The sequence below is a fragment of the Nostoc sp. NMS9 genome, from assembly GCF_017114995.1.
Lineage (GTDB): Bacteria > Cyanobacteriota > Cyanobacteriia > Cyanobacteriales > Nostocaceae > Nostoc.
In genome coordinates this window covers 73057-99389 of sequence record NZ_JABXKL010000002.1, presented here as the reverse complement: position 1 = coordinate 99389, position 26333 = coordinate 73057, and the positions used below count along the sequence as shown (strand labels likewise).

The 26333-nt window shown below is 42.4% G+C and carries 23 protein-coding genes; 15 read left to right on the top strand and 8 right to left on the bottom strand.

Annotation, left to right across the window (positions count from 1 at the left end):
* Window positions 1–245 precede the first annotated feature (245 nt).
* On the bottom strand, window positions 246–569 hold the full coding sequence (locus HWQ40_RS00870; RefSeq protein ID WP_292774386.1) for a DUF6464 family protein: 324 nt from the start codon (window positions 567–569) through the stop codon (window positions 246–248).
* A 228-nt stretch (window positions 570–797) separates the two neighbouring features.
* On the bottom strand, window positions 798–1304 hold the full coding sequence (locus tag HWQ40_RS00865; protein ID WP_292774384.1) for a hypothetical protein: 507 nt from the start codon (window positions 1302–1304) through the stop codon (window positions 798–800).
* Between the two features lie 271 nt (window positions 1305–1575).
* On the opposite strand from HWQ40_RS00865, the gene HWQ40_RS00860 reads away from it, so the two are divergent.
* Window positions 1576–2046 (top strand): GNAT family N-acetyltransferase, encoded by a 471-nt coding sequence (locus HWQ40_RS00860; RefSeq protein ID WP_292774381.1) that lies wholly within the window; start codon window positions 1576–1578, stop codon window positions 2044–2046.
* 40 nt (window positions 2047–2086) lie between these two features.
* Here HWQ40_RS00860 and HWQ40_RS00855 read toward each other — a convergent pair whose 3' ends face one another.
* The 4 genes from HWQ40_RS00855 to HWQ40_RS00840 form a co-directional block, all read right to left on the bottom strand.
* Window positions 2087–2287 carry a hypothetical protein gene (locus HWQ40_RS00855; protein ID WP_292774379.1) on the bottom strand — a complete coding sequence of 67 codons (201 nt, stop codon included), beginning with the start codon at window positions 2285–2287 and terminating at the stop codon, window positions 2087–2089.
* Window positions 2284–3414 carry a CO2 hydration protein gene (locus tag HWQ40_RS00850; RefSeq protein WP_292774489.1) on the bottom strand — a complete coding sequence of 377 codons (1131 nt, stop codon included), beginning with the start codon at window positions 3412–3414 and terminating at the stop codon, window positions 2284–2286. The genes HWQ40_RS00855 and HWQ40_RS00850 overlap by 4 nt, the downstream gene beginning before the upstream one ends.
* A 113-nt stretch (window positions 3415–3527) precedes the next feature.
* On the bottom strand, window positions 3528–5033 hold the full coding sequence (locus HWQ40_RS00845; RefSeq protein WP_292774377.1) for an NADH-quinone oxidoreductase subunit M: 1506 nt from the start codon (window positions 5031–5033) through the stop codon (window positions 3528–3530).
* A 131-nt stretch (window positions 5034–5164) separates the two neighbouring features.
* On the bottom strand, window positions 5165–7021 hold the full coding sequence (locus HWQ40_RS00840; protein WP_292774375.1) for an NAD(P)H-quinone oxidoreductase subunit F: 1857 nt from the start codon (window positions 7019–7021) through the stop codon (window positions 5165–5167).
* 658 nt (window positions 7022–7679) lie between these two features.
* Here HWQ40_RS00840 and HWQ40_RS00835 point away from each other — a divergent pair.
* The 8 genes from HWQ40_RS00835 to HWQ40_RS00800 all read left to right on the top strand — a co-directional run bounded on the left by HWQ40_RS00835 (window position 7680) and on the right by HWQ40_RS00800 (window position 15751).
* Complete coding sequence (locus tag HWQ40_RS00835; RefSeq protein ID WP_012410633.1) at window positions 7680–7988, top strand: carbon dioxide-concentrating mechanism protein CcmK; 309 nt, start codon at window positions 7680–7682, stop codon at window positions 7986–7988.
* 92 nt (window positions 7989–8080) lie between these two features.
* Window positions 8081–8425 (top strand): carbon dioxide-concentrating mechanism protein CcmK, encoded by a 345-nt coding sequence (locus tag HWQ40_RS00830; protein WP_010995041.1) that lies wholly within the window; start codon window positions 8081–8083, stop codon window positions 8423–8425.
* Window positions 8426–8431: 6 nt separating this feature from the next.
* A complete protein-coding gene (locus tag HWQ40_RS00825; RefSeq protein WP_229460483.1) occupies window positions 8432–8734 on the top strand; it encodes a EutN/CcmL family microcompartment protein in 303 nt (100 codons plus the stop codon).
* Window positions 8735–8953: 219 nt separating this feature from the next.
* Window positions 8954–10960: a ribulose bisphosphate carboxylase small subunit gene (locus tag HWQ40_RS00820; protein WP_292774370.1), complete on the top strand. Its 2007-nt coding sequence runs from the start codon at window positions 8954–8956 to the stop codon at window positions 10958–10960.
* A gap of 225 nt (window positions 10961–11185) precedes the next feature.
* Complete coding sequence (locus tag HWQ40_RS00815; RefSeq protein ID WP_292774368.1) at window positions 11186–11965, top strand: transferase; 780 nt, start codon at window positions 11186–11188, stop codon at window positions 11963–11965.
* Window positions 11966–12022: 57 nt separating this feature from the next.
* Window positions 12023–12811 carry a BMC domain-containing protein gene (locus HWQ40_RS00810; protein WP_292774366.1) on the top strand — a complete coding sequence of 263 codons (789 nt, stop codon included), beginning with the start codon at window positions 12023–12025 and terminating at the stop codon, window positions 12809–12811.
* Between the two features lie 246 nt (window positions 12812–13057).
* Window positions 13058–13999 (top strand): LysR family transcriptional regulator, encoded by a 942-nt coding sequence (locus tag HWQ40_RS00805; RefSeq protein ID WP_292774363.1) that lies wholly within the window; start codon window positions 13058–13060, stop codon window positions 13997–13999.
* 114 nt (window positions 14000–14113) lie between these two features.
* On the top strand, window positions 14114–15751 hold the full coding sequence (locus HWQ40_RS00800) for a mucoidy inhibitor MuiA family protein (protein ID WP_292774361.1): 1638 nt from the start codon (window positions 14114–14116) through the stop codon (window positions 15749–15751).
* 64 nt (window positions 15752–15815) lie between these two features.
* Here the strand turns inward: HWQ40_RS00800 and HWQ40_RS00795 are convergent, their stop codons facing one another.
* Both HWQ40_RS00795 and HWQ40_RS00790 read right to left on the bottom strand, forming a co-directional pair.
* Window positions 15816–16160, bottom strand: a complete 345-nt coding sequence (locus tag HWQ40_RS00795) for a pYEATS domain-containing protein (RefSeq protein WP_292774358.1) — start codon at window positions 16158–16160, stop codon at window positions 15816–15818.
* A gap of 61 nt (window positions 16161–16221) precedes the next feature.
* Window positions 16222–16632, bottom strand: a complete 411-nt coding sequence (locus HWQ40_RS00790) for a hypothetical protein (protein ID WP_292774355.1) — start codon at window positions 16630–16632, stop codon at window positions 16222–16224.
* 236 nt (window positions 16633–16868) lie between these two features.
* Here HWQ40_RS00790 and HWQ40_RS00785 point away from each other — a divergent pair, with 236 nt between their 5' ends.
* The 6 genes from HWQ40_RS00785 to HWQ40_RS00760 all read left to right on the top strand — a co-directional run bounded on the left by HWQ40_RS00785 (window position 16869) and on the right by HWQ40_RS00760 (window position 25874).
* Complete coding sequence (locus HWQ40_RS00785) at window positions 16869–17039, top strand: ssl1498 family light-harvesting-like protein (protein WP_292774353.1); 171 nt, start codon at window positions 16869–16871, stop codon at window positions 17037–17039.
* Window positions 17040–17273: 234 nt separating this feature from the next.
* On the top strand, window positions 17274–17444 hold the full coding sequence (locus HWQ40_RS00780; protein WP_292774349.1) for a ssl1498 family light-harvesting-like protein: 171 nt from the start codon (window positions 17274–17276) through the stop codon (window positions 17442–17444).
* Window positions 17445–17874: 430 nt separating this feature from the next.
* Entirely contained in the window at window positions 17875–18621 is a 747-nt protein-coding gene (locus HWQ40_RS00775) for a Uma2 family endonuclease (protein WP_292774347.1), read from the top strand.
* 234 nt (window positions 18622–18855) lie between these two features.
* Window positions 18856–19638, top strand: coding sequence for a COP23 domain-containing protein (locus tag HWQ40_RS00770; RefSeq protein ID WP_292774345.1), 783 nt, complete (start codon window positions 18856–18858; stop codon window positions 19636–19638).
* Between the two features lie 410 nt (window positions 19639–20048).
* The gene (locus HWQ40_RS00765) at window positions 20049–20216 is read left to right on the top strand and encodes a hypothetical protein (RefSeq protein WP_292774343.1); all 168 of its coding nucleotides are present in this window, start codon (window positions 20049–20051) and stop codon (window positions 20214–20216) included.
* A 216-nt stretch (window positions 20217–20432) separates the two neighbouring features.
* Window positions 20433–25874: a phytase gene (locus HWQ40_RS00760; RefSeq protein ID WP_292774341.1), complete on the top strand. Its 5442-nt coding sequence runs from the start codon at window positions 20433–20435 to the stop codon at window positions 25872–25874.
* Window positions 25875–26333: the final 459 nt, after the last annotated feature.

Sequence of the window (26333 nt, the reverse complement as noted above, 5' to 3'; positions counted from 1 at the left end):
CAAAGTTCATAATCTGCAAACAAAATGATGCAGATTTACTCTTTTGCACGAATTCTATTAAATCATTCTTATTTCACCATGCAAAGAGAAATATTCAAAGTACTTGTAAATACAAATTATTATAATTAGTAATGATTTTATCATTCCCTGGTTCTAGTGCTATGAAGTCGCTGGAAAACTATCCACGTCATAGCGTCTGTGTTAACCAGGTAATTTTAGGTAGGTTAAGTATTGAGTAAGGAATCTTAAGTGCTTTTTTCATTACCAGTTAATTCTCTAGGTTCGTAGTGACGGCAACCGTTACATGGGCCTTCGGGATTTATAGCACAACGGATGTAGCCAGAGCGAGCATTAAACTTGCAGCTGATATCGCCAATTAAATAACCCACCCCTTCTAAATAATAGCGATCGCCTTCCACAGGTCTGACGTTTTGCCGTCCCCGTACCACTGGAAAATTCATGGCTGCTTGCCTCATCTGCAAGCGCGATCGCTGGGTTCTACGGATCATCCACAGGGAAAACAGGGACGGTAAAAAACCAATGGCAATCACTAAAAGTGTCTTTAACACCTTCTTTTTACCTCTTCTGTGCGCTGATTGATTGTCCCTGATGTTACACTCTGGTTTTACGGAAGTGCAAATATTAGGGCGGCTTTGTTTCTTTGTCATCAACTATGGTTGCAAAGAAATAATGGCAGTGTGGTATCTAGCAATTTTGAGAAATAAGTTCCTTCTGCCACTTCAATCAGCATAACTGTTACAACCTCAAGGGTGAGATGCCGTTGAATGTTGATAATTTTAAGATTTGTTGACTAATACCTTTTTGAACAAGCATTTTGTTTCAGCCTCAGCCCCATTCTTGTTTTTTGTCTGTGGCTGCGATGCTAATCTTTTTTTGGTTTGCTGACGAAGTTGCTGTGCTAACTGTGTGGCTTCCCTTTCGGCTCGGAATAAATCAACTTTTCGCGTCGTCAGAATAAATGAGTTGTCAGGCTTTCGTTTCACCCAAGGAACGCTAACTGTAAAATACTGACAAATATTTTTGCATGGCTCCTGATTTAGAACTGGGTAACTTTTTTGAGTATTCAGAGTGTTAGCGATCGCTTTCAACTCAAATATCGCTGCTTCTAACTCTCCTGCCATTTGATTGATACGTTCAACTTGTGTAATCAAACGCTCTCCTTCGCTGATGATTTTTTCCTTTTGGGGTCGCAGTGGCACTATAGCAGTAGTTACAGATTTGGGCTGCAACAACGAAACTTTCCGCAAAATGGGCTTTTTGTCCGTGTCTGGGATTTTTTTCATACTACCTCAAGCAAGGCTAGCTGACTTGTAAGGCATTTTAGCAGTAAATAGTACTTTTGTACTAAAATAATTTACCTTGAACATCAGCGATTTTCAAAGTCCCTCTCCCAAGCTTGGGAGAGGGATTTAGGGTGAGGGCTTTTGATTCATGCCAGAAGTCTATTATGATGAAGCGAAAATAGGGTCGCCAACTGGGCTTCACTGTGGAAATACTCAGACTCACCAACACAGATAATATTGTTAATTAGAGTTATTGATCGTTAATTACTTTATGAAAATAAGAATATACGAAATAGCTGATACCAAAGAAATTATGAAATTGTTCTACGACACTATTCATGAGGTGAATATTCACGATTATACAGAAGAACAAGTAGCTGCTTGGGCACCAGCAAACATGGATATTGAAGTTTGGATTAAAAGTTTAGGAAGTAAGTTTACCTATGTAGCAGAAGAACAAGACAAAATTATTGGTTTTGGGGAATTAGAGGCTAATGGTCATATTGACCGTTTCTATTGTCATAAAGATTTTCAAAGGAAAGGTGTTGGTAAGAAAATCTTAGAACAGATTGAATTAAAAGCACACTCTTTAGGCGTGGAAAAGTTATTTACAGAAGCCAGTATTACAGCTAAACCTTTTTTTGAGAATCAGGGATTTATTGTTATCAAAAAGCAAGAAGTAGAGCGTAGAGGGCAAAAGCTGATAAATTTTGTCATGGAAAAACACTTCAAAAATTACTAAATACATCGGATTCAAGCAATTTTAAAAAAGTTGTTCTAGCTTATGCTTTATAAGCAGCTCCGACGGCATCCAATATGGTTTCATCTACCTGAGAAGTCACAACAGCGATACCTCCGGTGAGCTTCTCTACGAGACGCTCCGCGAACGCTAACGCGCGATTGTATTCTTGAGCTACAACAGAAAATTTGTTGCGCTCGAATTGCTTGAATGCCTCGTGAGTAATCGTCGAATCATCTGTCATTTATTCACATCCAGCAACCGCGAAGTTTGTAACCGACTCATCCACTTCTCTAAATAAACTCGATTATCTTTTTGCTCATTTGGATCTTTAGTATCTAAAGGATGAGGCATCAGTCCCAAAATCGTTGCTGTCGTCACACAAAACATCGATTTTTGGAAACTCATACAAATTTGAACTCGCAAATCATCTTCACCCCGAAGACTGCGACGATAAATTTCGTGCAAATACTCTGGAAGATAATGACGCATATCTTGCATCAACAAGGTAGGAGGAATACCCGCGCCGCCGATGGGCAAAGGATCGGCATACAATGCACCATATTGAAATCGGGTTTGATCTGGGGGAATTTGATATCCTTGGGCATTGTATGAAACAGTACCGTGGAAAGGAGTTCCTCGGAAGAATACTGCTTCTACATAAGGTATTGCTGTATCTGCTAAGAAGGTCAAACCAACGCTTTTGGGAATGATTTCATAGACCTTACCTCGAATTTTGACAGCGTAGGTAATTGGGTTTGATGCATTTGCCACTAACCCGGCTTTAATGTGGTCTACAACTTGGGGAATCGATTTGATTTCGCCTCGGTCATAGCGGTCTGATAAGTTGAGGAACATATCAGCCATGACTCGCCAGAATTGACCTAAACCGGTGTAGTAAGCAGAGACGCGCAATTGTTCTGTTAAAAAATCTGGAAACAGTTGGTTAATACCCAGAATTAAAGGATTATTTTTAAACTTTGCGGCAATAACGGCTTGCGCCCTTTCTTGAAATTCTTGTGTATCTAAATAGGTATCTAGTCCGCCGCCACCGTGCCACATCATGCCTTTCATGCAATACTCGGCATATTCAAAATTAATTCGGTCATGCCACCAGTGACGGAGTAATTTCTGAAAAGAAACCTCTCCATTAAAGTATTTAAAAAATGGGAAAAATATTAAAAACTGATGTTCAGCAATATAGTTAAGATTTTTTGAGTAAGCATCTAAAACTACCCCATAGCTTTTAAGAATACCAACAACTTCCAGCACATTCTCTGGACTATCGGGGAGTAACGCATCTCCTTTTTGTAGACGTTCAATATACTCAGCTAAGGGATTGTGAGTAGATTTTTTTTTAATAGTTACCATTGCCATTTCTCCAAAAAGTTTAGGGATTGGGGCATTGGGCATTGGGCATTGGGCATTGGGCATTGGGCATTGGGAAAACTTTTCCCTATTCCCCATTCCCTACTCCCCATTCCCTAATCCCCATTCCCCATTGCTTTATCTAAGGACACTGCTACTACTATGTTTTGGGTATTTATCATTGCTGTAATTGTTGGTTCAGTCCAACGTACTAACCAACCAGGTTGAATGCCGAAAATCACAATCAACGCAGCTAAAATTGCAGCTGGGATGCGATCGCTCCAGTACACACGCGGTAAGTTGGTAACTGATGCAGACAGGCGTCCAAAAAAGGCGCGGTTGACGAGAATTAAGAAGTAAACTGCTGTTAAACCAGTACCAAGCATACATAACAGGGTTTGCACTGGAAAAACTGGAAAACTTCCCCGATAAACTACGAATTCGGAAATAAACCCTAGCATTCCCGGTATACCAGCGCTGGCCATGACTCCGACAATCATCAAGCTACCGATTACTGGCATACCTCGTTCTGGGTTCAGTAATCCTTGGATGATTCCCAAATCACGGCTTCCAGCTTTTTTATACACAACTCCTACCAGCAAAAACAGCATTGCGGAAATCAAGCCGTGGCTAATCATTTGCATCACAGCACCCAATACACTTAAAGGTGTGGCCGCCGCGGCCGCTAAAAGCACATAACCCATGTGTCCAATGGAGCTGTATGCTACCATTTTTTTCATATCGGTTTGGGCGATCGCGCAAGATGAACCATACAGTACACTCACTACTGCCCAAGTCGCCAACCAAGGAGCCAGATAATTCCAAGCTTCTGGTAACAAGTTCATGCCAAAGCGCAGTAAGCCGTAAGTTCCTAACTTCAATAGCACCCCAGCCAATAGCACGGAAATCGGTGTGGAAGCTTCAACGTGAGCATCTGGCAACCAAGTATGGAAGGGAACCAAGGGAATTTTAATCCCAAAACCGACCAAAATTCCTGCTAGCAATAAAAGCTGTGTTGCTAGAGGTAAAGTTGTCGTGTTCAAGGTTGCTAGTGCAAAGTTAGAGGAACCACTCAGCCAAACCATGCCGAGGAAACTTGCTAAAATCAGGATTCCCGAAACAGCTGTATAAATCAGAAATTTGGTCGCAGCATAACCCCGCTTTGCGCCACCCCAAATGGCGATCAACAAATACAGCGGAATTAGTTCCAATTCGTAAAACAGGAAAAATAACAGTAAATCCTGTGCTAGAAAGGCTCCTGTCACCCCAGCGCTTAATAATAGTATCAAAGAGTAATAAAATTTAGGACGCTGTAGCGATTCATCGCTGCTGTAGATGGCAATGGCAGTTAACAATCCATTTAAAACCAGTAACGGCAAAGATAAACCATCTATTCCAAGGTTATAGTTCAGTCCTAAAGCATCTACCCAAGGGACAGACTCAGCAAACTGCTGAGTAATTTCTCCTGGATGGAACTGACTTACTAATACGATTGTCCACAAGAAAGCGATAATGGCAAAAACCAAAGCCACTACACGGGCGAATTTCCCACTGATGCCAGAGGGGGAGAAACCAATTAAAGCTGCGCCGATTAACGGCACTAGAATTAAAACACTAAGCATAGTACTTTACGTAAGGGGAGCAGGGGAGCAGGGGAGCAGGGGAGCAGGGGAGCAGGGGAGCAGGGGGGCAGGGGGAGAAAATAACTTTTAACTCCTAACTCCTAACTCCTCAGTCCTCACTCCTCACTCGCTTAAAAAGGCAATTTATCTAGTAAACCCAATGACCAACTGATGAAAAAACCCAGGACGCTGACAACTGCTAGGATGGTCAACATATAGCCCTGAGATTGCCCAGAAATGCTGTATTTTAAGGTTTGTCCGCCGAGAATGGTCGCAAACCCAACCAAGTTTACTAAACCGTCAACCAAGTAGCGATCGCTCCAAGCAGAAATTTTAGATAGCAGTCCTACTACACTTACCACGGTTACAAAATAAACTCGGTCAATATAAAAATCATAACCTAACAGGTCTTGTAGAAATCTCCACGCCAAGATTCTGGATCTTGACCAAGCTTTGTGCAGATAAACTGTACACCCTACACCTACCCCCACTACGGTAGAACCAAACAAGGCTAACACCACATACCAATTAATACTTTCCCAAGCTGGTAGTAAGTACCATTGCTGTAGCATCAGAGGTAGAAGCAGAGTCAGCACTGTCAGAAACACCATTGGTAAGGCCATCTGCCAAGCAACTTCTGGGGTGCGACGGGTCTTTTGTTGCGGTTTACCCCAGAAGACTAATCTAAATACTCTCGTCAAATTCAATGCTGTCAAACCATTGACTAATATTAAAACCCCAATTACCCAAGGGCTAATATTCACGAAACCGTCAGCCCATGCTAACATTGCCCAGAAACTTCCTAGTGGTAGCAGTGTTACCATGCCGGCTGAACCGACCACAAAGGCTGTGGTGGTGGCTGGCATCCGTGACCACAAACCGCCCATTTCTGTTAAGTCTTGGCTTTGGGTAGTCAAGATGACTGAACCTGAACTCATAAATAATAATGCTTTGGCGATCGCATGAGCTAACAGCAATATCAAGGCTACACCCCCTTGCTGTAACCCCACTGCTAAAAACACTAACCCCATGTATGCACTGGTGGAATGAGATAGCGATCGCTTAATGTCAATCTGAGCTATGGAGACTAATGTTGCCCCAATTGCTGTCACTGTACCCATGACTACCAAGGCATTCAAGGCAACTGGCGATAGGGCTAATAATGGTTGAAATCTATACAGTAAATAAGCACCGCCAGCTACTACCAGAGAATTTCGCATTACCGAGGCGGGGTTGGGTCCTTCCATTGCCTCATCTAACCACAGGTGCAGTGGAAATTGGGCACATTTACCAGCAGGCCCAGCAATTAACGCCAACCCTAGTAACGTCGATGTCATTGGGCTTAAATTAGCTGTTTGCGCCCACTCATATAAATCCGAAAAGTTCAAACTCCCGGCTAAAGTGGAAAGTGTGACTACAGCCATCAGCAGCAACAAGTCTCCCACCCGTTTAGTCCAAAACGCATCCCGCGCCGCCGTCACTACTAGTGGTTGAGCATACCAGAACCCCACCAGCAAGTAAGTCGAAAGCGTCAAGACTTCCAAAAGCGCATAGCTGAGAAACAAAGAATCACTGATTGCTAGACCACATAGCGCCGCTTCAAAAAATCCCAGTAGCCCAAAAAAACGCGCCAACGACCAGTCCTTTTCCATGTAACCCAAAGCGTAAACTTGTGCCAGTAAGCTTAACCCTGTAATTAAAACTGTTGCCCCAATGCTGACTGGCGATAGTTCTAAGGAAAAAGATAAGTCTAAATCTGCTGCTTTGAACCAATTGATTAGTAAGTTTTCTGGATCTCTATCCCAGATATTTTTAAATACAAACAGGCTATGGACAAAAGCTAAAACGGTCGTCAACAAGTTTAAGTATGCCGCAGGTCTTGGCCCTGTTCGCTGAATTATTCCTATTCCCCACGGCAAGGTCAAAATTGCGCCCAATAAGCTATACAAAGGCACAAACCAACTTGTTGAAAATAGAAATTGATCCATTTAAATTTCCCTTGATGACTCAGCCTTGATTTTTAAAAAAAATTCAACCAATTACTTATTTAATAAAATTAATTTACCAAAATATCGATGTTTTTTTACTATTATTTTAACTAAACTTCCAGAAGTACTTTTACTTAAAGTTACCCTATTAATTATAAGTAAAATATAACTTTACATAAGCAAAAGCATTTACTTGCCTTAACATCACCGACCTTTTTACATTTGTATTTCTACTTTGAGCAGAGTAATTTATACGATATATTTGAAAAAATTATATATGTTTCACCTAGTCCTTGTACACTTAGCAATATTTGAGGAAAGATAGATACAGTAAAACATACAGCCGCTGCTTACCCCTCGTCAGATCGGATTAGCCTTGGTTATGAATGTCGTTTTGTAAATGTGATAAAGAAATTATAAAGCATAAGTGCCTGCTCAAGGAATCAGTAAACTTTAATTGCTCAGAAGCCTATATAAATTTATGTTAAGTTTTTTAAAACTTTCTTATCATAAACTATTATAGTAATTTATATTGCCAGGAACGCCAAGCTTTCCTATGCTTAATTTGGAAGTGTTTTCTTAGCTATAAGATCAGGCTCTCCCCGTCAAAAAATTCAAACGACAGTACAGATTGCATTAATTTTGTAGGAGTTCTGCGATGCCAATTGCAGTTGGAATGATTGAAACGAAGGGCTTTCCAGCAGTGGTGGAAGCTGCTGATGCGATGGTGAAAGCCGCCCGTGTCACCTTAGTAGGGTATGAAAAAATTGGTAGCGCTCGCGTCACCGTGATAGTTCGGGGAGATGTATCGGAAGTGCAAGCTTCCGTAGCAGCTGGAGTTGAAGCGGCGAAAAGAGTCTTTGGTGGTGAAGTGTTATCCACTCACATCATTGCTCGTCCTCACGAGAACCTGGAATACGTCTTGCCGATACGTTACACAGAAGCGGTGGAACAATTCCGTACTTAAAAGCTGTTTAAACAAAGTAATTAAAGCTCTTTATCTGATTGAGCATCACTTTTGTCCAAGGCTAAAAAACTTTGAAATAGGGATTAAAACTAATGTCAATTGCAGTGGGAATGGTTGAAACGCTAGGCTTTCCAGCAGTCGTGGAAGCCGCTGATGCGATGGTGAAAGCTGCCCGCGTCACTTTAGTAGGTTATGAAAAAATCGGTAGTGGTCGGGTGACGGTCATTGTCCGGGGTGACGTTTCGGAAGTGCAAGCTTCTGTGGCCGCAGGAGTTGAATCTGTAAAGCGAGTCAATGGTGGACAAGTGTTGTCTACTCATATCATTGCTCGTCCTCACGAAAACTTGGAATACGTCCTCCCAATTCGTTATACCGAAGACGTAGAGCAATTCCGGGAAAATGTGAATGCAATTCGTCCTTTTGGTAGAAGACCGTAATTTGTAATGCAAGTTGCCAAAGTTCGCGGCACAGTAGTTAGCACCCAAAAAGATCCAAGTCTTAGAGGTGTAAAACTACTGTTGTTACAATTAGTGGATGAAGACGGAAACATCCTGCCACAATATGAGGTAGCAGCAGATAGTGTGGGAGCAGGAGTAGATGAGTGGGTACTTGTCAGTCGTGGCAGTGCTGCTCGTCAAGTGCTTGGAAATGAACAGCGTCCATTAGATGCAGTAGTGGTGGCGATCATAGATACCATTCACGTTGAAGATCGCCTCATTTATAGCAAAAAAGATCAATATCGATAGTCAACAGTTAGAAAAGTTAGGAGTGAGGAGTTAGGAGTGAGGAGTTAGGTTGAGGAGTGAGGAGTTAGGAGTTAAAATTCATAACTCATGATTCATAGCTTAAATGTATAGTCAACAGTTAGAGAGGTGAGGAGTTAAAACTCCTAACTCATAACTCCTGATCCATAACTCATAACTCATAACTCCTAACTCCTAACTTAATACAGGAGGAATCTCGCGATGGCAGTCCGCAGCACGGCGGCACCCCCAACCCCGTGGTCAAGGAATTTAGCTGAACCCAAAATCCATGAAACTGCCTTTGTACATTCATTCTCCAATCTAATTGGAGATGTACGAATAGGTGCAAATGTAATCGTTGCTCCGGGGACTACGATTAGAGCGGATGAAGGCACACCTTTTTATCTGGGTGAAAACACCAATATTCAAGATGGTGTTGTCATTCATGGGTTGGAGCAAGGCCGAGTAATTGGCGATGACCAAAATAAATACTCAGTATGGATTGGTAAAAACGCTTGCATTACCCACATGGCTCTAATTCACGGGCCAGCTTATGTAGGTGATAATTCCTTCATTGGCTTTCGCTCTACGGTGTTTAATGCCAGGGTGGGTGCAGGTTGCATTGTGATGATGCACGCTTTGATTCAAGATGTAGAGATTCCCTCTGGTAAGTATGTACCTTCGGGAGCGATAATTACCAGCCAGCAGCAAGCTGACCGTTTGCCAGATGTGCAAGATCAAGATAAAGAATTTGCTCATCATGTGGTTGGGATTAATCAGGCATTACGAGCTGGTTATCTCTGTGCTGCGGATACTAAATGTATAGCACCCATTCGGGATGAGAACGCTAAATCTTATACAGGTAATGGTATTACTGTTTTAGAGTTGGAAAGGAGTAGTGAAGTGTCGAGCAATAGCTTGGGTGCAGAAACAATAGATCAGTTGCGGTATCTATTGGGGCAAGGGTATAAAATTGGTACGGAACATGTAGACCAAAGACGGTTCCGCACGGGTTCTTGGACTAGTTGCCAACCAATCGAACCAAGATCGCTCGGTGAAGCGATCGCAGCATTAGAAAGCTGTCTACAAGAGCATAACGGCGAGTATGTCCGACTGTTTGGCATTGACAAAGGTAGACGGCGTGTACTTGAAGCCATCATCCAACGTCCCGATGATGATCCAAAACCAGCTACCAGCTTTAAAGCGCCAGCTAGTCATGGCAATAGCAGTTACAGCAGCTACAGCAGCAGTAATGGTAATGGTAACGGTTCTAGCAGTGGCAAAGTCAGTGGCGAAACTCTAGAGCAAATCCGCCAACTCTTGGCAGGTGGTTATAAAATTGGCATGGAACACGTAGATGAGCGGCGTTTCCGCACTGGTTCCTGGACTAGTTGCAAGCCAATTGAAGCAACTTCCACAAATCAAGTCATCTCCGCTTTGGAAGAATGTATAGCAAGTCATCAAGGCGAGTATGTACGTTTAATCGGTATTGACACCAAAGCCAAACGGCGGGTATTAGAGACCATTATCCAACGTCCAAATGGTCAAGTAGCTTCCTCTGGTAGTCAGAAATCATTTACTAGTAGTGCAGCACCCTCTGGTACGGGAACAGCTAGCAGTAACCGCTTGAGTTCTGAAGTAGTAGACCAACTCCGGCACTTATTGGCTGGCGGGTCTAAAATTAGCCTTGAACACGTGGATGAGCGCCGCTTCCGTACAGGTTCCTGGACTAGCACCGGTCAAATTCAAGCTTCCTCAGAAAGAGAAGCGATCGCAGCCATAGAAGGACAACTCGGCGAATACGAAGGGGAATATGTACGCTTAATTGGTATTGACCCGAAAGCCAAACGGCGGGTATTAGAGACCATTATCCAACGTCCAAATGGTCAAGTAGCCTCCTCTGGTGGTCAGAAATCATTTACTAGCAGTGCACCCTCTGCTACAGCAACAGCAACAGCTACCGCTACCCGCTTGAGTAGTGAAGTCGTAGACCAACTCCGGCAATTATTGGCTAGCGGCTCAAAAATTAGCATTGAACACGTAGATCAACGGCGATTCCGTACAGGTTCCTGGACTAGTACCGGTCAAATTCAAGCTTCTTCAGAAAGAGAAGCGATCGCAGCCGTAGAAAGACAGCTCGGCGAATACGAAGGGGAATATGTGCGCTTAATTGGTGTTGACCCCAAAGCCAAGCGTCGCGTATTAGAAACGATCATTCAAAGACCTTAAGGAGTTAGGAGTTGGGGGTAGAGACACGATTAATCGCGTCTGTGCAAGAGTTGGCGGTAGAGACGCGATTAATCGCCTCTGTACAAGAGTTAGGAGTTAAAAAAGATTGTTAATTCATAACTCCAAACTTAAAATTTATAACTCCCCACTTTTAACTAACTCCTCACTCCTCACTTTTAACTCCTAACTCTCTATCTTCTTCCGGCTTCCGAGGTTAAAATTTCCATGTCTGTGCCGCTACTGCGCCTCAGCAATAACTTTGATACTTACATTAGTGGTGAGGTGACTATTCATCCAAGCGCGGTACTTGCACCTGGGGTGATCCTCCAAGCGGCTGTAAACAGCAAGATCGTCATTGGGCCAGGGGTCTGTATTGGCATGGGAGCAATTCTCCAAGTCCATGAAGGCATCCTAGAAGTAGAAGCAGGTGCAAACCTGGGAGCAGGTTTTTTGATGGTTGGCAAAGGCAAAATTGGCGCAAATGCTTGTATTGGTTCAGCGACTACAGTTTTTAACTATTCGGTTGAACCTGGACAAGTAATACCGCCTGGTTCAATTTTAGGAGACACCAGTCGGCAGATTGCTCCAACAAAGGAACCCGAATCATCTACAACAAATAACCCAGCTTCTACTACAAATGCACCACCACCGAAGGAAGAGGAAAATGGCTTAGGTGGAGTTAAAGAAAAGGAAATTTCCTCAACTAACTTCTCAGCTTCGGCTTTTGTAGATTTTAAACAAAACAAGTCGATTTCTTACTTTAAATCTCCCGCCACTCCTGAAAGTCAGTCTCCTCCCGTGGAGGAACCGACCAATGATGTTGACTCCAGCTTGGAGTCAGCCGCCCAACCGTCTACAGAACATAACTTAGACCCCAGTCCGCCCGCCGCAGAATCGCCTAACGGTTTTGGGACTCAAATTTATGGACAAGGGAGCATAAGCAGACTGTTGACTACATTGTTTCCTCATAGACAATCCTTGAGCGACCCAAACTCTGACGATTAGTCTGAGTAAGTGTTAATTGTAAGTTGTCGGCTTTTTCCGTATTTTGGAGAATTCATCATGGAAACATATAATCAACGTTCTATTCGCACTATCCAGGGAGCGAGTAATCAAGAAACCTATCAGGATACTGCTTTGGGTTTAGTTTCTACCCGCAGCTTTCCGGCGATCGTTGGGACGGCGGATATGATGCTGAAATCAGCGGGAGTTCACCTGGTTGGCTATGAAAAAATTGGTGGCGGTCATTGTACTGCGATCATCCGGGGTGGAATTGCTGACGTGCGTCTGGCGGTAGAATCAGGTGTGCAAACGGCTGAACAGTTTGGTCAGTTGGTTTCTAGCTTAGTGATTCCCCGACCTTATCCCAACCTAGATATAGTGCTTCCCATCACAACTCGTTTCACTAAATTAATGCAAGAGGGCAATTCCAGCCGTCTGAGTAACCAAGCAATTGGTTTGGTAGAAACGCGAGGATTTCCCGCGATGGTAGGAGCATGTGATGCCATGCTCAAAGCTGCTGATGTTCATTTAGCAGCATACGAGAAAATTGGTGGGGGTTTGTGTACAGCAATTATTCGTGGTTCTGTAGCAAATGTGGCGGTAGCAGTAGAAGCGGGAATGTTTGAAGCAGAACGCATTGGGGAATTGAATGCAGTGATGGTAATTCCCCGACCTTTGGACGAAATGGAGTTAACCTTGCCATTAGCAAGCTGCTGGATAGAAGAACGCGAACCGTTAAACTTGCCAGTGAATATTAAAGAACAAGTTGCGGAAATCGAGGTACTAAGATTACCAGACTTAACCAAGCTACCTACAAAAGTTCAAGAAGAATTATGGAATGATGAATGATGATAGATGAATTTTGAAAAATCATCATTCAGCATTCATCGTTTAGATGGAAGGCATCTTACGCTTTAGCTATTCTGAATAATAGCTTTTTCAATTCATAAATAAAATACCTTTGTTTTAATATAAATAATAGAGTTTTATCTATGATAAAACTCGTAACTTTCTGTGAGCATCACTATATCATTTGCCAGTGTTCAGCAATACTAGTTTTATATCTATTAATCGCTATATACAGGAGAATCACCCTTGAACCAAGCGACGCTGCATCAGTTAAAGGTGTTCGAGGCGGCGGCACGGCACAGTAGCTTTACTCGTGCTGCTGAGGAATTGTTTCTCACCCAACCTACCGTTTCTATGCAGATCAAGCAACTAACAAAATCGGTAGGTTTGCCATTATTTGAGCAAGTGGGGAAGCGATTGTATCTGACCGAGGCAGGACGAGAATTATTTGCTACTTGTCGGCAGATTTTTCACAATATAGCCCAGTATGAAATGAAGGTAGCAGATTTAAAAGGGCTAAAACAGGGACAATTACGTTTGGCAGTGATTACAACAGCAAAATATTTTATCCCACGTTTGTTAGGGCCATTTTGCGAACTTTATCCAGGGATTGATATCTCTCTGCAAGTAACAAATCACGAACAAATTTTGGAACGGATGAGTCAAAATCTGGATGACTTATACATTATGAGTCAAATTCCAGACAATATAGATGTGACTTGTGAACCATTTTTAGAAAATCCTTTGATAGTCTTTGCACCAGCTAATCATCCTTTATCCAAAGAAAAAAATATTCCTATACAACGCCTGTCTAACGAACCTTTTATTATGCGGGAACCAGGTTCCGGAACTCGTCGCGCCGTCCAAAAGCTATTTGAAGAAGAAGGGGTAACGGTAAAAGTCAAGCTAGAATTGGGAAGTAACGAAGCAATTAAACAAGCGATCGCAGGTGGTTTAGGTATTTCTGTTTTATCTCGTCATACTTTACTATCAGACGCTTCAGAGTTCAGCATTTTAGATGTACAACACTTCCCGATTCAGCGACATTGGTACATGGTTTACCCCTCTGGCAAGCAGCTCTCTATCGTCGCTCGTGCCTATTATGAGTATCTACTAGGTGCGGCGAAGAATTTCGTCGAGCAAAATGCTGATACTGCTTCTAGTACGCTTGAACCAATTCACGGGTAAGATAATTCGTAATTTGTAATTACGAATTACGAATTAGCTAAAGGGGTTGACTGTTAGACTGGGAAACATTGACAATTAACCAGCAGAATCATTAAAAATGGGGAAAAACTGGCAGTGGTTAACCCGGAAATACCGTCTTGGCGCAAAACAGTACAAAGCGAGATTGTAGCTGTTACTGTGTATGCTGACAGAGCATTAGTTACACGGCGAGGTGTAGTTGATTTAACAGGAATTGAACAGGAATTAGTAATTACCCCAGTGCCAATGACTCTAGAAACTGAGTCTGTTCGGGTTAGCGGTACAGGTACGGTAGGGGTGCGCTTGGTGGGAGTTAGTAGCGATCGCATCTACACTACTGAACCTGTAGCGGAGCGAGTAGCAAATTTGACAAGGCAAATTCAGCAATTAGAGGTAGAAAAACGCCACCTGCAAGCTCAAGTGGATGCTTTAGCATTGCAATCTAGTTTTATCGCCGGCTTACGTGAAAAAACAGAAGAACCCTTTTCACAGAGTTTGTCTCGAAAAAATCTCAGCCTCAGCGAAACATTGGATTTCCTCAACTTTCTCGGAAGCCAGTATAGTGAATATGCGATCGCATCTGGAGAGTGCAAAACCCAACAGCAGGAATTAGATAAACAACTGCAAGCACTGCACACCTCATTGCAAATAATCCAAACACCCCATCCCAAAGAAAGTTTTAGCTTAGTTGTAGCCGTTGAAGTAGCGGGTGAAGGTGAATTTGAATTAGAGGTATCCTACATAGTAAATCGCGCTAGTTGGACTCCCCTTTATGACTTACGCTTTAGCACTACCAGCGATATTGTACATCTGAGTTACCTTGCAGAAATCACTCAAAGCACTGGCGAAGATTGGATTGGTGCAAATCTCACCCTTTCTACTGCTAAACCGGGATTAGGTACACTTCCACCTAAACTGGAACCCTGGTATATTGATAGCCCACTTCCTCAAAGAGTGCGAGAACGACGATCTCGACTAGCTGCTCAGCCACCACTGCTGCCTAGCATACCAGAACCACCTGCTTCTGCTGCCAGAACGGATTGGCAAGAACAAGATGAAGTTGCAGAGGATAGTCTAATCGCAGCAGAAACCGTTACAGCAGAAGTATCTAAAGAAGGGAGTGTAGTTACCTTTAAACTGAATGGTGGTGGTAACATTCCCAGTGATGGCGCACCTCATAAAACTACGATTTTCAACGATGATTATCCTTGTAGCTTCGATTATGTGGCAATGCCGCGCTTGGTAAGTTTTGCTTATCTACAAGCTAATGTAAAAAATAGTCCTAACGGTGCGACTTTTTTACCAGGTAAAGCGAATATTTTCCGCGACAACGTTTTTATTGGGACAACTCAGTTAGAAAATATTGCACCAGGGCAAGAATTCAAACTGAACTTAGGAATTGACGAAGGTTTAAAAATTGAGCGCGACTTAGTTGAACGCCTGGTAGATAAAAGATTAATTAGCAACCAGCGCCGGATTACTTATAGTTATCGGTTGATAATTACTAACTTACTTGACAAAGAAGTAAATCTGAAACTAACTGAACAATTGCCAGTTAGTCGCAACGAGCAAATTAAAGTGCGCCTCAATCGCAGCAATCCACAAATTCAACTTGGTGAAATGGCAATTTTAGAATGGCTGTTAAATCTTCCACCCCAAGAGCAGCGAGAGATATATTACCAGTTTAATGTTGAACATCCGCCTGACTTAATGGTAGTTGGGTTAGATATTTAGGGAATCCTAAAAAATAAATTCTCCAATATTAGTAGAGTGTGTTACTTCGTCCTATTTCAAAAAACTACTCTGGTGGACATCCTGGTAGAGCGAGATAGCGAGTCAGCCATAACGCTTCTTGGTTTTTTCGTTCAACATAGGCAATTAGCGTGAACTCTCCCCAAATATTCAGCCACAGTTCAAACTGATTATTATGTGACTCAGTAGCAATAATTTGCTTTTTAAAAGAGTCATGTAAGCGATAAGTAACGCGAACACAATTATTAAAATCAACTTCTGAATCAGCCTCTAACCAAACCTTAGCCCGATAAAGTCCACGTTTTTCTAAAGTTTTGGGTACAATCACTTCAGATGTATGAATTAGATAAACATTCTCAGAAACTCTTGTAGAGTATTTCTGATAATTCAAAACTTTTTCATTACAGCGCTTCCCGCTATTATGCAATACAGTTTTTTTCCTTTCCCCTCTCCTAGCTAGCATAGTTTTCAGTTTTGAGGCTGTACTTCATAGCTACCGGAAGTGCTGTAATATCTTCAGGGACAGTTATACCACTCACACCTTCTGAAGTTGCAATCCTTACCTGTGCATTTTTGATCGCTAGTGGAGCATCTAGCTCCATAAAGTTTCCGAATTTAACTGGAGAACCATCTTGGATTCTTGTGATAAAAACATTGAATAAGCTACTAATTTGTTCGCTAAAATTTTTATTAATATATCTGATTATAAAAACCCAAAATACTAACCAGACTATGGTTTGCCAGAATGGAACCCAACTCGCACCTAGCAGGTTTACTCCTTCCGGTTCCCGTTTTAGAATTGGGGATGGCGATGGTTCAGAGGTTTTTGCGATATAAATAGTCTGAAAATTCGTGATTTTCATTATGTTGTATTACCTGTCATTATGATGCGATCGCTATTTTTCCTCTGTCCAGAGTGGTAAAAGAGGGCTATATACAAGCTGCTTTCATTGCCTAGAACCGCTTCACCAGAATCCGCGATCACTGATAAGTCAACTTTATATCTACCATTAGTCTTTATTTGTCAAGTACTATTGACCATTTGTAACGAAACTGTTATATTTAGTTACATAACATAACAAAACCAAAAAAGAAAACTATGTATACCACCACTAACGAAGATGGCATTCTCAACAACTACGCAGCAGAACCCAAGATGTACTACGCTGAGTACCCAGCAATTTGGGAACAACGTAAATATGTCTTACAGGGTCTTTTTGCAACTTTAATCGTCACCGCTTTAGTTTTGGTTGGTTTTAGCATTAGCTAAGATTTTTTGATTTCAGTATCGCTGTATCTCATCGTCATTCATACTTCTCTCTGTTACCTCGGTTAGTTTCGCCGGGGTTTTTTGTGTTTTACGTATCCTTAAACGGCAGTGGTATGCTGATAAGTCAGTTTTATATCTATCATCAATCTTTTTTTGTCAAGTCGTGTTGACGATTTGTAACGAACTTGTTATATTTATTTACATAAGATAACAAAAGAAAGAAAGGAAAAAACTATGTACACCACCACTAACGAAGACGGCATTCTCAACAACTACGCAGCAGAACCCAAGATGTACTACGCTGAGTACCCAGCAATTTGGGAACAACGTAAATATGTCTTACAGGGTCTTTTTGCAACTTTAATCATCACAACTTTAGTATTGGTTAGTTTTAGCGTTAGTTAAGATTTTTGATTTCGGTATCGCTGTATCTCATCGTTAATCTCACTTCTCGACCTTACCTCGGCTAGTTTCGCCGGGGTTTTTTGTGTTTTATCCATCCCAAACGGCGAGTCTATGGTCTTGTATTGGAGGATGGAACAGTGATCGATTCTGATCACGACTGGTGAGACTGTTGTTGGTTGAGAATTAGTGCGATCGCTAGTAGGTTGGGTTGAAGAACGAAACCCAACATTGATGACCAATATCTCAGCACAAATCTCTAAAAGAATTCACAACCATAATTAATTGAGTCGCAATAAGCGTAAGTATTATCAACGATGTTTAAGGGCTATGGAATTTCTTTTATCTGCATCCTAGCTTTTTTTGTCGCCACGTCAGCAACAAACCGCTGGTCAGCCATAAAATAAAGACAAATCAATAAAAAGGGGTGTTTATGGCAACCCAACTCGGTGAAGCTAAACCTTCAACAGAACTGATAATATCTTGGGAAGCATTGCCCGTAGATTTTCACCTAGAGAATGAACCAGTGGAAAATATAGGTCAGCCACTATTGGCTGGTGCTTTGCGTGAAAGCCTTGAAATAAGTGGTTTCATCCAACCCCAGATGTTGATAGCCTCAAATTTTGGACTTTGTGCGACGATAAACGGGCAATTTATTGCTAAAGCACCCGATTGGGTTTATGTACCATCGGTAAATCAGGTTTTAGGAGAACGCAAAAGCTATACACCCAATTTAGATGGAGATATTCCAGCGATTGTGATGGAATTTCTATCTGACACTGAGGGTGGAGAATACTCTTTTAAACGAACCTATCCACCAGGAAAATGGTTTTTTTACGAGCAGATTCTTCAAGTCCCAATTTACGTAATTTTTGACCCAAATGGTGGTTTGTTAGAATTTTACCAACTCGAAAACGGCCGCTACGAATTAAAGCAACCTGATGAAAATGGTCGTCATTGGATTGATTCAATGGGTTTATTCCTGGGAACCTGGCAAGGAACAAAAGAAGCCAGAACTGGTTACTGGTTGCGCTGGTGGGATGAGGCAGGTAATTTGTTACTTTGGGCTGTGGAACAAATTGAACAGGAACGCCAACGTGCCGAACAGGAACGTCAGCAAAAAGAACGGCTAATTGCCTATTTACAATCTCAAGGTATTGATCCAAATAATTTGCCTTAGCATATACAAATAAAATTTTCAAGTATTTGAGTGACTCAGTTTAAGCAAATAAGTGCTACAACCGTTACGTCTACAAAGAGTGGAGCGTCATACAGAAATTCAAGCACGGGTGAAAAAGCTACTTGCAGAGAAAAAACACCAGAGAAAAAAATAAGTTTTTGCTGAATCAAAAGCCAGAATTATTCGTCACTTAAACTATCAATTCCCTACTTAATTTCTCCTGGAGGATGATTTATGTCATCACAAATGCTGCGGTTGATATCTTTGGGCAGTCTTGGCTTATCTTTGTGTCTGAGCAATTCGGCAGCAATGGCGCAATATGATTCTAGCGGCGATGGTGTAGTAGTACCAACAGTACCATCAGACGGCACATCAGCACCAGTCCCAATAGACACATCGACAGGTGTACCACCTTCACCCTCAGCTGATGGTACAACTCGGTTTACCTGTCAAACTTATAATGGACAGTACACTGTCATGTATCAGCCACAAAGTCAACCAGGACAATTCTTTGCTTGGGCAGCGCCTGCGGCTTTGGGCGGTGGTTGGGACGCACAAAGACGCTGTACAGCAATTGCTAGTCGTTTAGAACTTTATCGCCCAGATGGTTTACAAGAACTTCAGACATCCGTAGAAAATAACGAAAATACTGTCTGCGTCACAACTGATGCTAATCCAACCTGTAGAATTGTGCTGACAGTCCCCCGTGGAAAAGATCCTGTTGTTATCCGCAATAGCATTTTTCAAAACTTGACTACTGCTGACAGCGGACAACAAACTATAGCCGTTAACACTTATGGCGATCGCAGTAGTGGAGGCAACGAATTATATAATTTAGGACGCACATTTCTAGGTAGTGGCAATAATCGGGTTAGTTCATCTAGAAGTGGGATTAATCTCAGACCTTTCCTCGATCGTCAAGATGGTGGTACTGGAAACAATTTGCGGAGTGGAGTAGCAATTCGTCGTCAGTCTCAACCTAACGGTGTTCGTCTAAGCCCTGGTAAGTTCCGGTAAGCAAGAGTGGCTTTTAATACAAAATGACTTTCAAATAAAAATATCCAACTACTTATTGTGTGGCGGGCATCTTGTCCGCTTTTTTTTGGGCGTAAAATTTCTGCCCCCCGGACTTCTTCGAGAAGTCGGGGATCTAAATCCAACTGTATATTCTGAAGGCAACTCAATACCAAATATTTGTTCTTTTAACCTTTTGCTAGCAGTTTCTTAACGTTGCTGAGATAACTTGAGGTTGCTGAATATGGATTAATACTAATAAAACCCGTAGCTTTGTTGACTAAAAAATAGTTTTTTTGATAGTGATATTGCGATTGTCAATGTGACTTGATTATGTTTGCAAATTATTACTGAACATCAGCTTTTCAGGCGATTTTCAAACAATACAAAATAAATTGAAGGAGACGTTGTTAATGGCTTTGACACAAGGTGATATTGCTTTTATCTCTTTCAATACCGATGAAAATGGCTGGTGTATGGGCATTTTCACCAACAATAGAGCGGAATTGATTGCTGTCGTGGAAAACGGGTTAAACCGTAATACGAATTTGGCAACAGATGCTCGTTTCGTCTTTGTTTAACGCAGATTCAAGCGATGTCTAACGACAAGCCACTATCTGTCTACGCTCTTTGGGAAACTTGAGAGCAATCGTTTGAATCTGCTCGTGTCCATCTAAATTGTTTATCAAAAAAACCTCTGCGTCCCCGCGTTAGCCCTAATGATAAGTATTCGACCGGACTTGATATAACGCAGAAACGCCCATTCCCAATATCTAGAATCTATCTCACAATTAAACATGATAACTACTAATACAATTCGCTTTTCCCAGTTCAATGCTTCCCTGAATCGTAATGCTGAAGGTCAGTTAGTCAGTGATTTGTCTACTCTTGACAATGCTCAAGCAAAGGCAGTTGCAGAAATCATCCAGCGTCATAACCCGGATGTGTTGCTAATTAACGAATTTGACTATTCGCCGGAGGCAGTTCAACTATTCCGGCAAAATTACCTAGCCGTCAGCCAGAATGGTACAACACCCGTTGACTACCCCTACTTCTACATCGCTCCTTCCAATACGGGTATTGCCTCTGGGTTGGACTTAAACAACGACGGTACAGCAGTTACAACTACAGGTACAGCCGGATACGGCGATGATGCTTTTGGATTCGGAAATTTCCCTGGTCAATACGGGTTATTGCTGCTGTCCAAATATCCCATCGACACTGCCAACATCCGCACCTTCCAAAACTTCCTCTGGAAGGATATGCCCAATGCTTTGCTTCCTGACGAGTCGACAACACCACAGCCAAATGATTGGTATTCTGAGGAGGAATTGGCAGTTCTACGCCTTTCTTCTAAAAGTCACTGGGATGTGCCCATCCAGGTAAACGGCGAGACAATTCACATCCTCGCCAGCCACCCCACGCCCCCAACCTTTGATGGTGCGGAAGACCGCAACGGTAAGCGTAACCACGACGAGATCCGCTTTTGGGCAGACTACATAACCCCTGGTAATGCTAATTACATTTATGATGATGAGGGTAAAATAGGCGGTATTGATCCTGGATCAAGCTTTGTGATTGTTGGCGACCAAAATGCAGATCCGTTGGATGGTGATAGTTTTGACAACGCTATTCGCCAACTCTTGCAAAATCCCAATATCAATACTAATGTCATCCCTACCAGTCTGGGTGCGCGCCAACAAGCAGATTTACAGGGTGGTGCAAACGCTAGCCAAAATGGTAATCCTAGCTTTGACACCGCAGACTTTGCTGATAATACTCCCGGAAACCTGCGGACTGACTATGTGCTACCTTCCGCTGACCTGAAAATTGCCAACTCAGGAGTATTTTGGCCGCTGAATACTGATTCAACGTTTCCCTTGGTAGGTACTTTTCCTTTCCCCAGTTCTGACCATCGCTTGGTGTTCGCAGATGTGCAAACTGGGTCAAATGAACCAGGTAAAACCATTCCCAATGTAAGATTAGTGGGACAAACTACCTTTGTTACTGGCTTTATTCCTGCTGACGCGGCGGGAACTGTAAATGGAACACCGACTCCACTAGGCGGACTATCTGGTGTCACCTACGATGCAGTTAACAACCGCTACTATGCAATCTCAGACGATCGCTCCCAAGTTGCCCCTGCCCGCTTTTATACCTTTACTGCCACCGATTCCGGGGTGAATTTTACTAATGTCACCACCCTGAAAGATACCAATGGCAACTTTTTTGCAACCAACAGCCTTGACCCAGAAGGTATTGCTTTAACTAATAATGGGACTGTTTTCATTTCTTCTGAGGGGGAAGTAAACCCTGGTGCTGGTCGCGTTACCAATCCCTTTATTAAAGAGTTTTCGCTAGCTACAGGGCAAGAAATGGCATCGCTATTTGTCCCCAGAAAGTTCCTGCCAGTAGTTGAAGATACCAACGGCAACGGCATTGTCGATGCAGGTGATACGCAGACATCAGGTGTTTACAATAATTTAGCCTTTGAAAGCCTCACCATCACACCTGACCAGAAAACCCTATTCACCGCCACCGAAAACGCCCTTTCCCAAGATGGATTAAAGGCTTCGCTCACCAGTGGCAGCCCTTCCCGGATTCTGCAATACAATCTGGTTACTGGACAACCAGAAAAAGAATACCTCTACATTACTGATGCGATCGCCCAAGCACCCAACCCTAACACAGGCTCAAGTGACAATGGTTTGACAGATTTACTAGCAATAGATAATCGTGGCACATTACTGGCGTTAGAACGTTCCTTTGCACAAGGTGTAGGCAACACAATCAAAATCTACGAAGTTTCTTTGCAAGGTGCAACTGACATTAGTTTCTACGATTCTCTCAATAATTTGAGTGCTGAACAACTAGCTACTATCCAACCTGCTCAAAAACGTCTGCTGTTGAATTTAAATGACTTAAACCTGCCTAACGGTACAGATAACATCGAGGGTATTACCTTTGGCCCCAAACTAGCAAATGGTAGCCAGTCGATTGTGCTGGTAAGTGATAACAACTTCAACCAAAGCCAATTTACCCAAATCCTCACTTTGAATGCAGACTTAGTTCCAACTGCTGCACCCAGAGTAGAAACTCGTCCCGATTTATTAGACGATCAAACCCTACCAGTGGATCAACGTGCTGATGCTGATGATCCTGCTATCTATGTGAACGCCACAAATTCTGCCGAGAGCCTAGTATTAACCTCAGTCAAAAATGCTGGACTGCGAGTTTATGACTTGTCTGGTAATTTGTTACAAACAGTTAATCCTGGTGGCATTCGCTACAATAACATTGACCTGCAATACGGTTTTAAATTAGGCAATCAATCTGTTGATATTGCCGTAGCTAGCGATCGCAACAATGATAAACTAGCAATCTTTAAAATTAACCCCAACACCCCTGGACAATACCTGGAAGATATCACTGATAACAGTATCGGGACTCTCTTCCAAGGGCTACCTTTTGCAGAACCTTATTCCTCATCTTCTCGGAGTGCTTACGGGCTTACTTTATACCGAAGCCCAATCACCAATGATTACTATGTCTTTACCAGTCGGCGAGAAACTGGAGATGTGGCTCAGTTTAAACTGATTGACAAAGGTAATGGCAAAATTGGGGTTGAACGAGTGCGGGAATTCACCATACCTACAATTGAGGGTCGCGATCCCCAAACAGAGGGTATGGTGGTAGACCAAGAAACTGGCTTCCTCTACATCGGACAGGAAAATGTCGGCATCTGGAAGTTCCAAGCAGAACCAAACGGTGGCACAACTGGTAAGTTAATTGATAAAGTCAGAGATTTAGGTGGTACTTATCTCACAGATGACGTAGAAGGACTGACCATTTATTACGGCAAAAATGGCACAGGCTACTTATTAGTATCTAGCCAAGGTGACAATACCTTTGTTGCCTACACCCGTGAAGGTAACAACGAATATGTGGGTAACTTTGCCGTTGGTAACAATGGGTCAATTGACAGCGTACAAGAGTCAGATGGTGCTGATGTAATTAACGTACCACTGGGAACTAACTTCCCATTTGGTTTATTTGTCACTCAAGATGGTTCTAATGAACCTGCCAAAATAGTTAGTGATGAAGGTGAAGAGGAAAATATCAGCTCTAACTTTAAGCTGGTACCTTGGGAAAATATTGCCAATGCCTTTCCCAATTCTTTAAATATCGACACTACTAGTTACGATCCCCGCAATCCTGTCGCTCAACCCAAGCTGACTATCTATGAATTTGAAAACTTACCCAAGTTAGGCACGACCTCTGAAAATCAAGATATTTTCTTAGGTGGTTTTTCTGGGTTGTATTTCCAAGGGTTTGCAGCAAATGGCAACCTGAAATTTGTCACCAATACAGATCGTGGCCCCAACGGAGAACCTGATGGTGTAAACAGACCATTTTTATTACCCGACTTCCAACCAGAAATAGTCAGCTTTGAACTCAACCGCACCACAGGTAAAATCAGCATTACCAAAAGAACAGAACTATTGCGCCAAGATGGAACGACCCCATTAACGGGACTTCCTAACTTGCAAGCTGTGGGAAACGGTTTAGCCTACACAGATGAAATTGCCGTTGACTTAGACAACAATGTTCTAGCTAACGATCCTTTGGGTGCTGACTTAGAGGGAATTGTAGTTGCAGAAAATGGAGATTACTGGTTGGTGGATGAGTACCGTCCGGCAATTTACCACTTTGATGTTAATGGTAAGCTGATCGACCGCTTTATCCCTCAAGGAACTGCCACAGCACCCAACCCAGATCAACCAGCTGGAAGTTTTGGCACTGAGGTATTGCCAGCAGTTTATGCCCAACGCCGCAATAACCGAGGATTTGAAGCTGTCGCACTAGAAGGTAATAAATTATATGCCTTTATTCAGAGTGCGATCGATAATCCAGATGTCGCCAATGATGCGACTTCTAAAGCTTCTCTCAACCTGCGAATTCTAGAGTTTGATATTGTCAGCAAGCAGGTAACAGGAGAGTATTTATATCGCCTAGAAGGTCTACCAGGAACCGATAAGATTGGCGATGCAGTTTCTTTGGGTAACGGCAAATTTGCAGTAGTTGAGCGAGATGACAATGCTACATCTGCTGGCAATAAATTAATTTACCAAATTGATTTAGCTGGGGCGACCAACATCAACAACCCTGCTAACTTTACCTTGCCAGTTGGTAAAACTATTGAACAACTGACCTCTGCGGAGTTAGCTACTGCCAATATTACCCCTGTCAGCAAGAGTTTGATTGCTAATGCTGCTCAGTTAGGTTACACCGGAGTGGAAAAATTAGAAGGTCTAGCATTGGTGGCACCCAATACTCTAGCCTTGATTAACGACAACGATTTCAACATTACAGGTAATACGGCTGCTGAAAAACTCGGCATTCTCGAACTACCTAATAATCTGACAACTGTAGAGCCTACTTTCCCGAACGGTTTTGGTTCTAGTAACAGCGATACTGTCAATCTTGAGCCAGGACAATTCTTTAGTGCAGGTGACGGAGCAGACTTTGTAGAAGGTGCTGAAGGTAACACAATCCTGGCTGGAAACGGAGATGACACAGTGCTTGCAGGAAGTGACTCTTCAGTTTCCGGGGAAGATGGTAACGATCGCATATTTATTGGTCAAAATGGTTCAGTTCAAAATACCAGTGCTGATGGTGGCATTGGTGATGATGTTATTACCGTGGTGGAAGCCAGTGGTAGCAATAATTTGTTTGGAGCAGCAGGTGATGATACTCTCACAGTAATTGAAGGTTCTCGTCAATCATTATTCGGTGGCTCAGGTAACGACACCCTCACGAGTAACGGTAGCAATAACCGTCTTTACGGTGGTTCTGGAGATGACAAACTCTTCTCTAATGTCAATGACTCCCTGTTTGGTGGCGATGGTGATGATGTGCTATTTGCTGGTCAAGGGGGTAGCAATCCCTACGGGGGGCTGCGCCAACGCCTCAGTGGTGGTACTGGTATTGATCAGTTCTGGATTGCTAACGCCAGTCTGCCAACTAGCAAGAACATTGTGACTGATTTTACATCTGGCATTGATAAAATCGGGCTAGGCGGTATTGGTGTTACTCAATTTAATGCCCTGACACTATTGCAACAGGGTAATGATACCATCGTGAAAATTGGAAATGCCGAGTTAGTTTCATTGCTAGGAATTATATCAACTAATCTCACAGCAAATGACTTTGTTTTCTCTGTCAGTGTTGTAGGTTAATTTGTTCACCTAGTCTGATTGTTACAGCTTCATTACACAGCGAAAGTTAATGAAGCTGTACTCAATTATTGCAAAAGCACTTATTTATAAAGGTTAGAAAGAAATTCTTATCTGACAGAAGTGCAAAAAAAAATTTATATCATCAGAAATATGCACAAAACTTTTGACGACACATTAAGCAAAAGATTGCAATACAACATTTCTTAACCAGTCCACAATTTTTTCACAACTTTTGCTATGTATCTTAATTAATATGCAATTAAATTTGTTAATTTTGATACCTTAATCCTCTAGTGAGATGTCAATTATAGTGGTTGATATTTAATAGTTCAGACTCAACAGGTTTACAAGTTAACTACATCTCTAGATGTCTAGAACTACAAATTTTGCTCTAACGATACAGCAGATTTCAAGTTAGTAAGGTACACAAGCTAAATCTGTTACCCAGGTATCAAGCGT

Bases quoted from the DNA above. Each gene is read 5' to 3' on its own strand.
- HWQ40_RS00865 (WP_292774384.1), bottom strand. From the start codon at position 1,304: ATGAAAAAAATCCCAGACACGGACAAAAAGCCCATTTTGCGGAAAGTT.
- HWQ40_RS00850 (WP_292774489.1), bottom strand. From the start codon at position 3,414: ATGGTAACTATTAAAAAAAAATCTACTCACAATCCCTTAGCTGAGTAT.
- HWQ40_RS00815 (WP_292774368.1), top strand. From the start codon at position 11,186: ATGTCTGTGCCGCTACTGCGCCTCAGCAATAACTTTGATACTTACATT.
- HWQ40_RS00845 (WP_292774377.1), bottom strand. From the start codon at position 5,033: ATGCTTAGTGTTTTAATTCTAGTGCCGTTAATCGGCGCAGCTTTAATT.
- HWQ40_RS00790 (WP_292774355.1), bottom strand. From the start codon at position 16,632: ATGAAAATCACGAATTTTCAGACTATTTATATCGCAAAAACCTCTGAA.
- HWQ40_RS00810 (WP_292774366.1), top strand. From the start codon at position 12,023: ATGGAAACATATAATCAACGTTCTATTCGCACTATCCAGGGAGCGAGT.
- HWQ40_RS00770 (WP_292774345.1), top strand. From the start codon at position 18,856: ATGTCATCACAAATGCTGCGGTTGATATCTTTGGGCAGTCTTGGCTTA.
- HWQ40_RS00860 (WP_292774381.1), top strand. From the start codon at position 1,576: ATGAAAATAAGAATATACGAAATAGCTGATACCAAAGAAATTATGAAA.
- HWQ40_RS00830 (WP_010995041.1), top strand. From the start codon at position 8,081: ATGTCAATTGCAGTGGGAATGGTTGAAACGCTAGGCTTTCCAGCAGTC.
- HWQ40_RS00835 (WP_012410633.1), top strand. From the start codon at position 7,680: ATGCCAATTGCAGTTGGAATGATTGAAACGAAGGGCTTTCCAGCAGTG.
- HWQ40_RS00825 (WP_229460483.1), top strand. From the start codon at position 8,432: ATGCAAGTTGCCAAAGTTCGCGGCACAGTAGTTAGCACCCAAAAAGAT.
- HWQ40_RS00855 (WP_292774379.1), bottom strand. From the start codon at position 2,287: ATGACAGATGATTCGACGATTACTCACGAGGCATTCAAGCAATTCGAG.
- HWQ40_RS00760 (WP_292774341.1), top strand. From the start codon at position 20,433: ATGATAACTACTAATACAATTCGCTTTTCCCAGTTCAATGCTTCCCTG.
- HWQ40_RS00780 (WP_292774349.1), top strand. From the start codon at position 17,274: ATGTACACCACCACTAACGAAGACGGCATTCTCAACAACTACGCAGCA.
- HWQ40_RS00820 (WP_292774370.1), top strand. From the start codon at position 8,954: ATGGCAGTCCGCAGCACGGCGGCACCCCCAACCCCGTGGTCAAGGAAT.
- HWQ40_RS00775 (WP_292774347.1), top strand. From the start codon at position 17,875: ATGGCAACCCAACTCGGTGAAGCTAAACCTTCAACAGAACTGATAATA.
- HWQ40_RS00765 (WP_292774343.1), top strand. From the start codon at position 20,049: ATGGCTTTGACACAAGGTGATATTGCTTTTATCTCTTTCAATACCGAT.
- HWQ40_RS00785 (WP_292774353.1), top strand. From the start codon at position 16,869: ATGTATACCACCACTAACGAAGATGGCATTCTCAACAACTACGCAGCA.
- HWQ40_RS00840 (WP_292774375.1), bottom strand. From the start codon at position 7,021: ATGGATCAATTTCTATTTTCAACAAGTTGGTTTGTGCCTTTGTATAGC.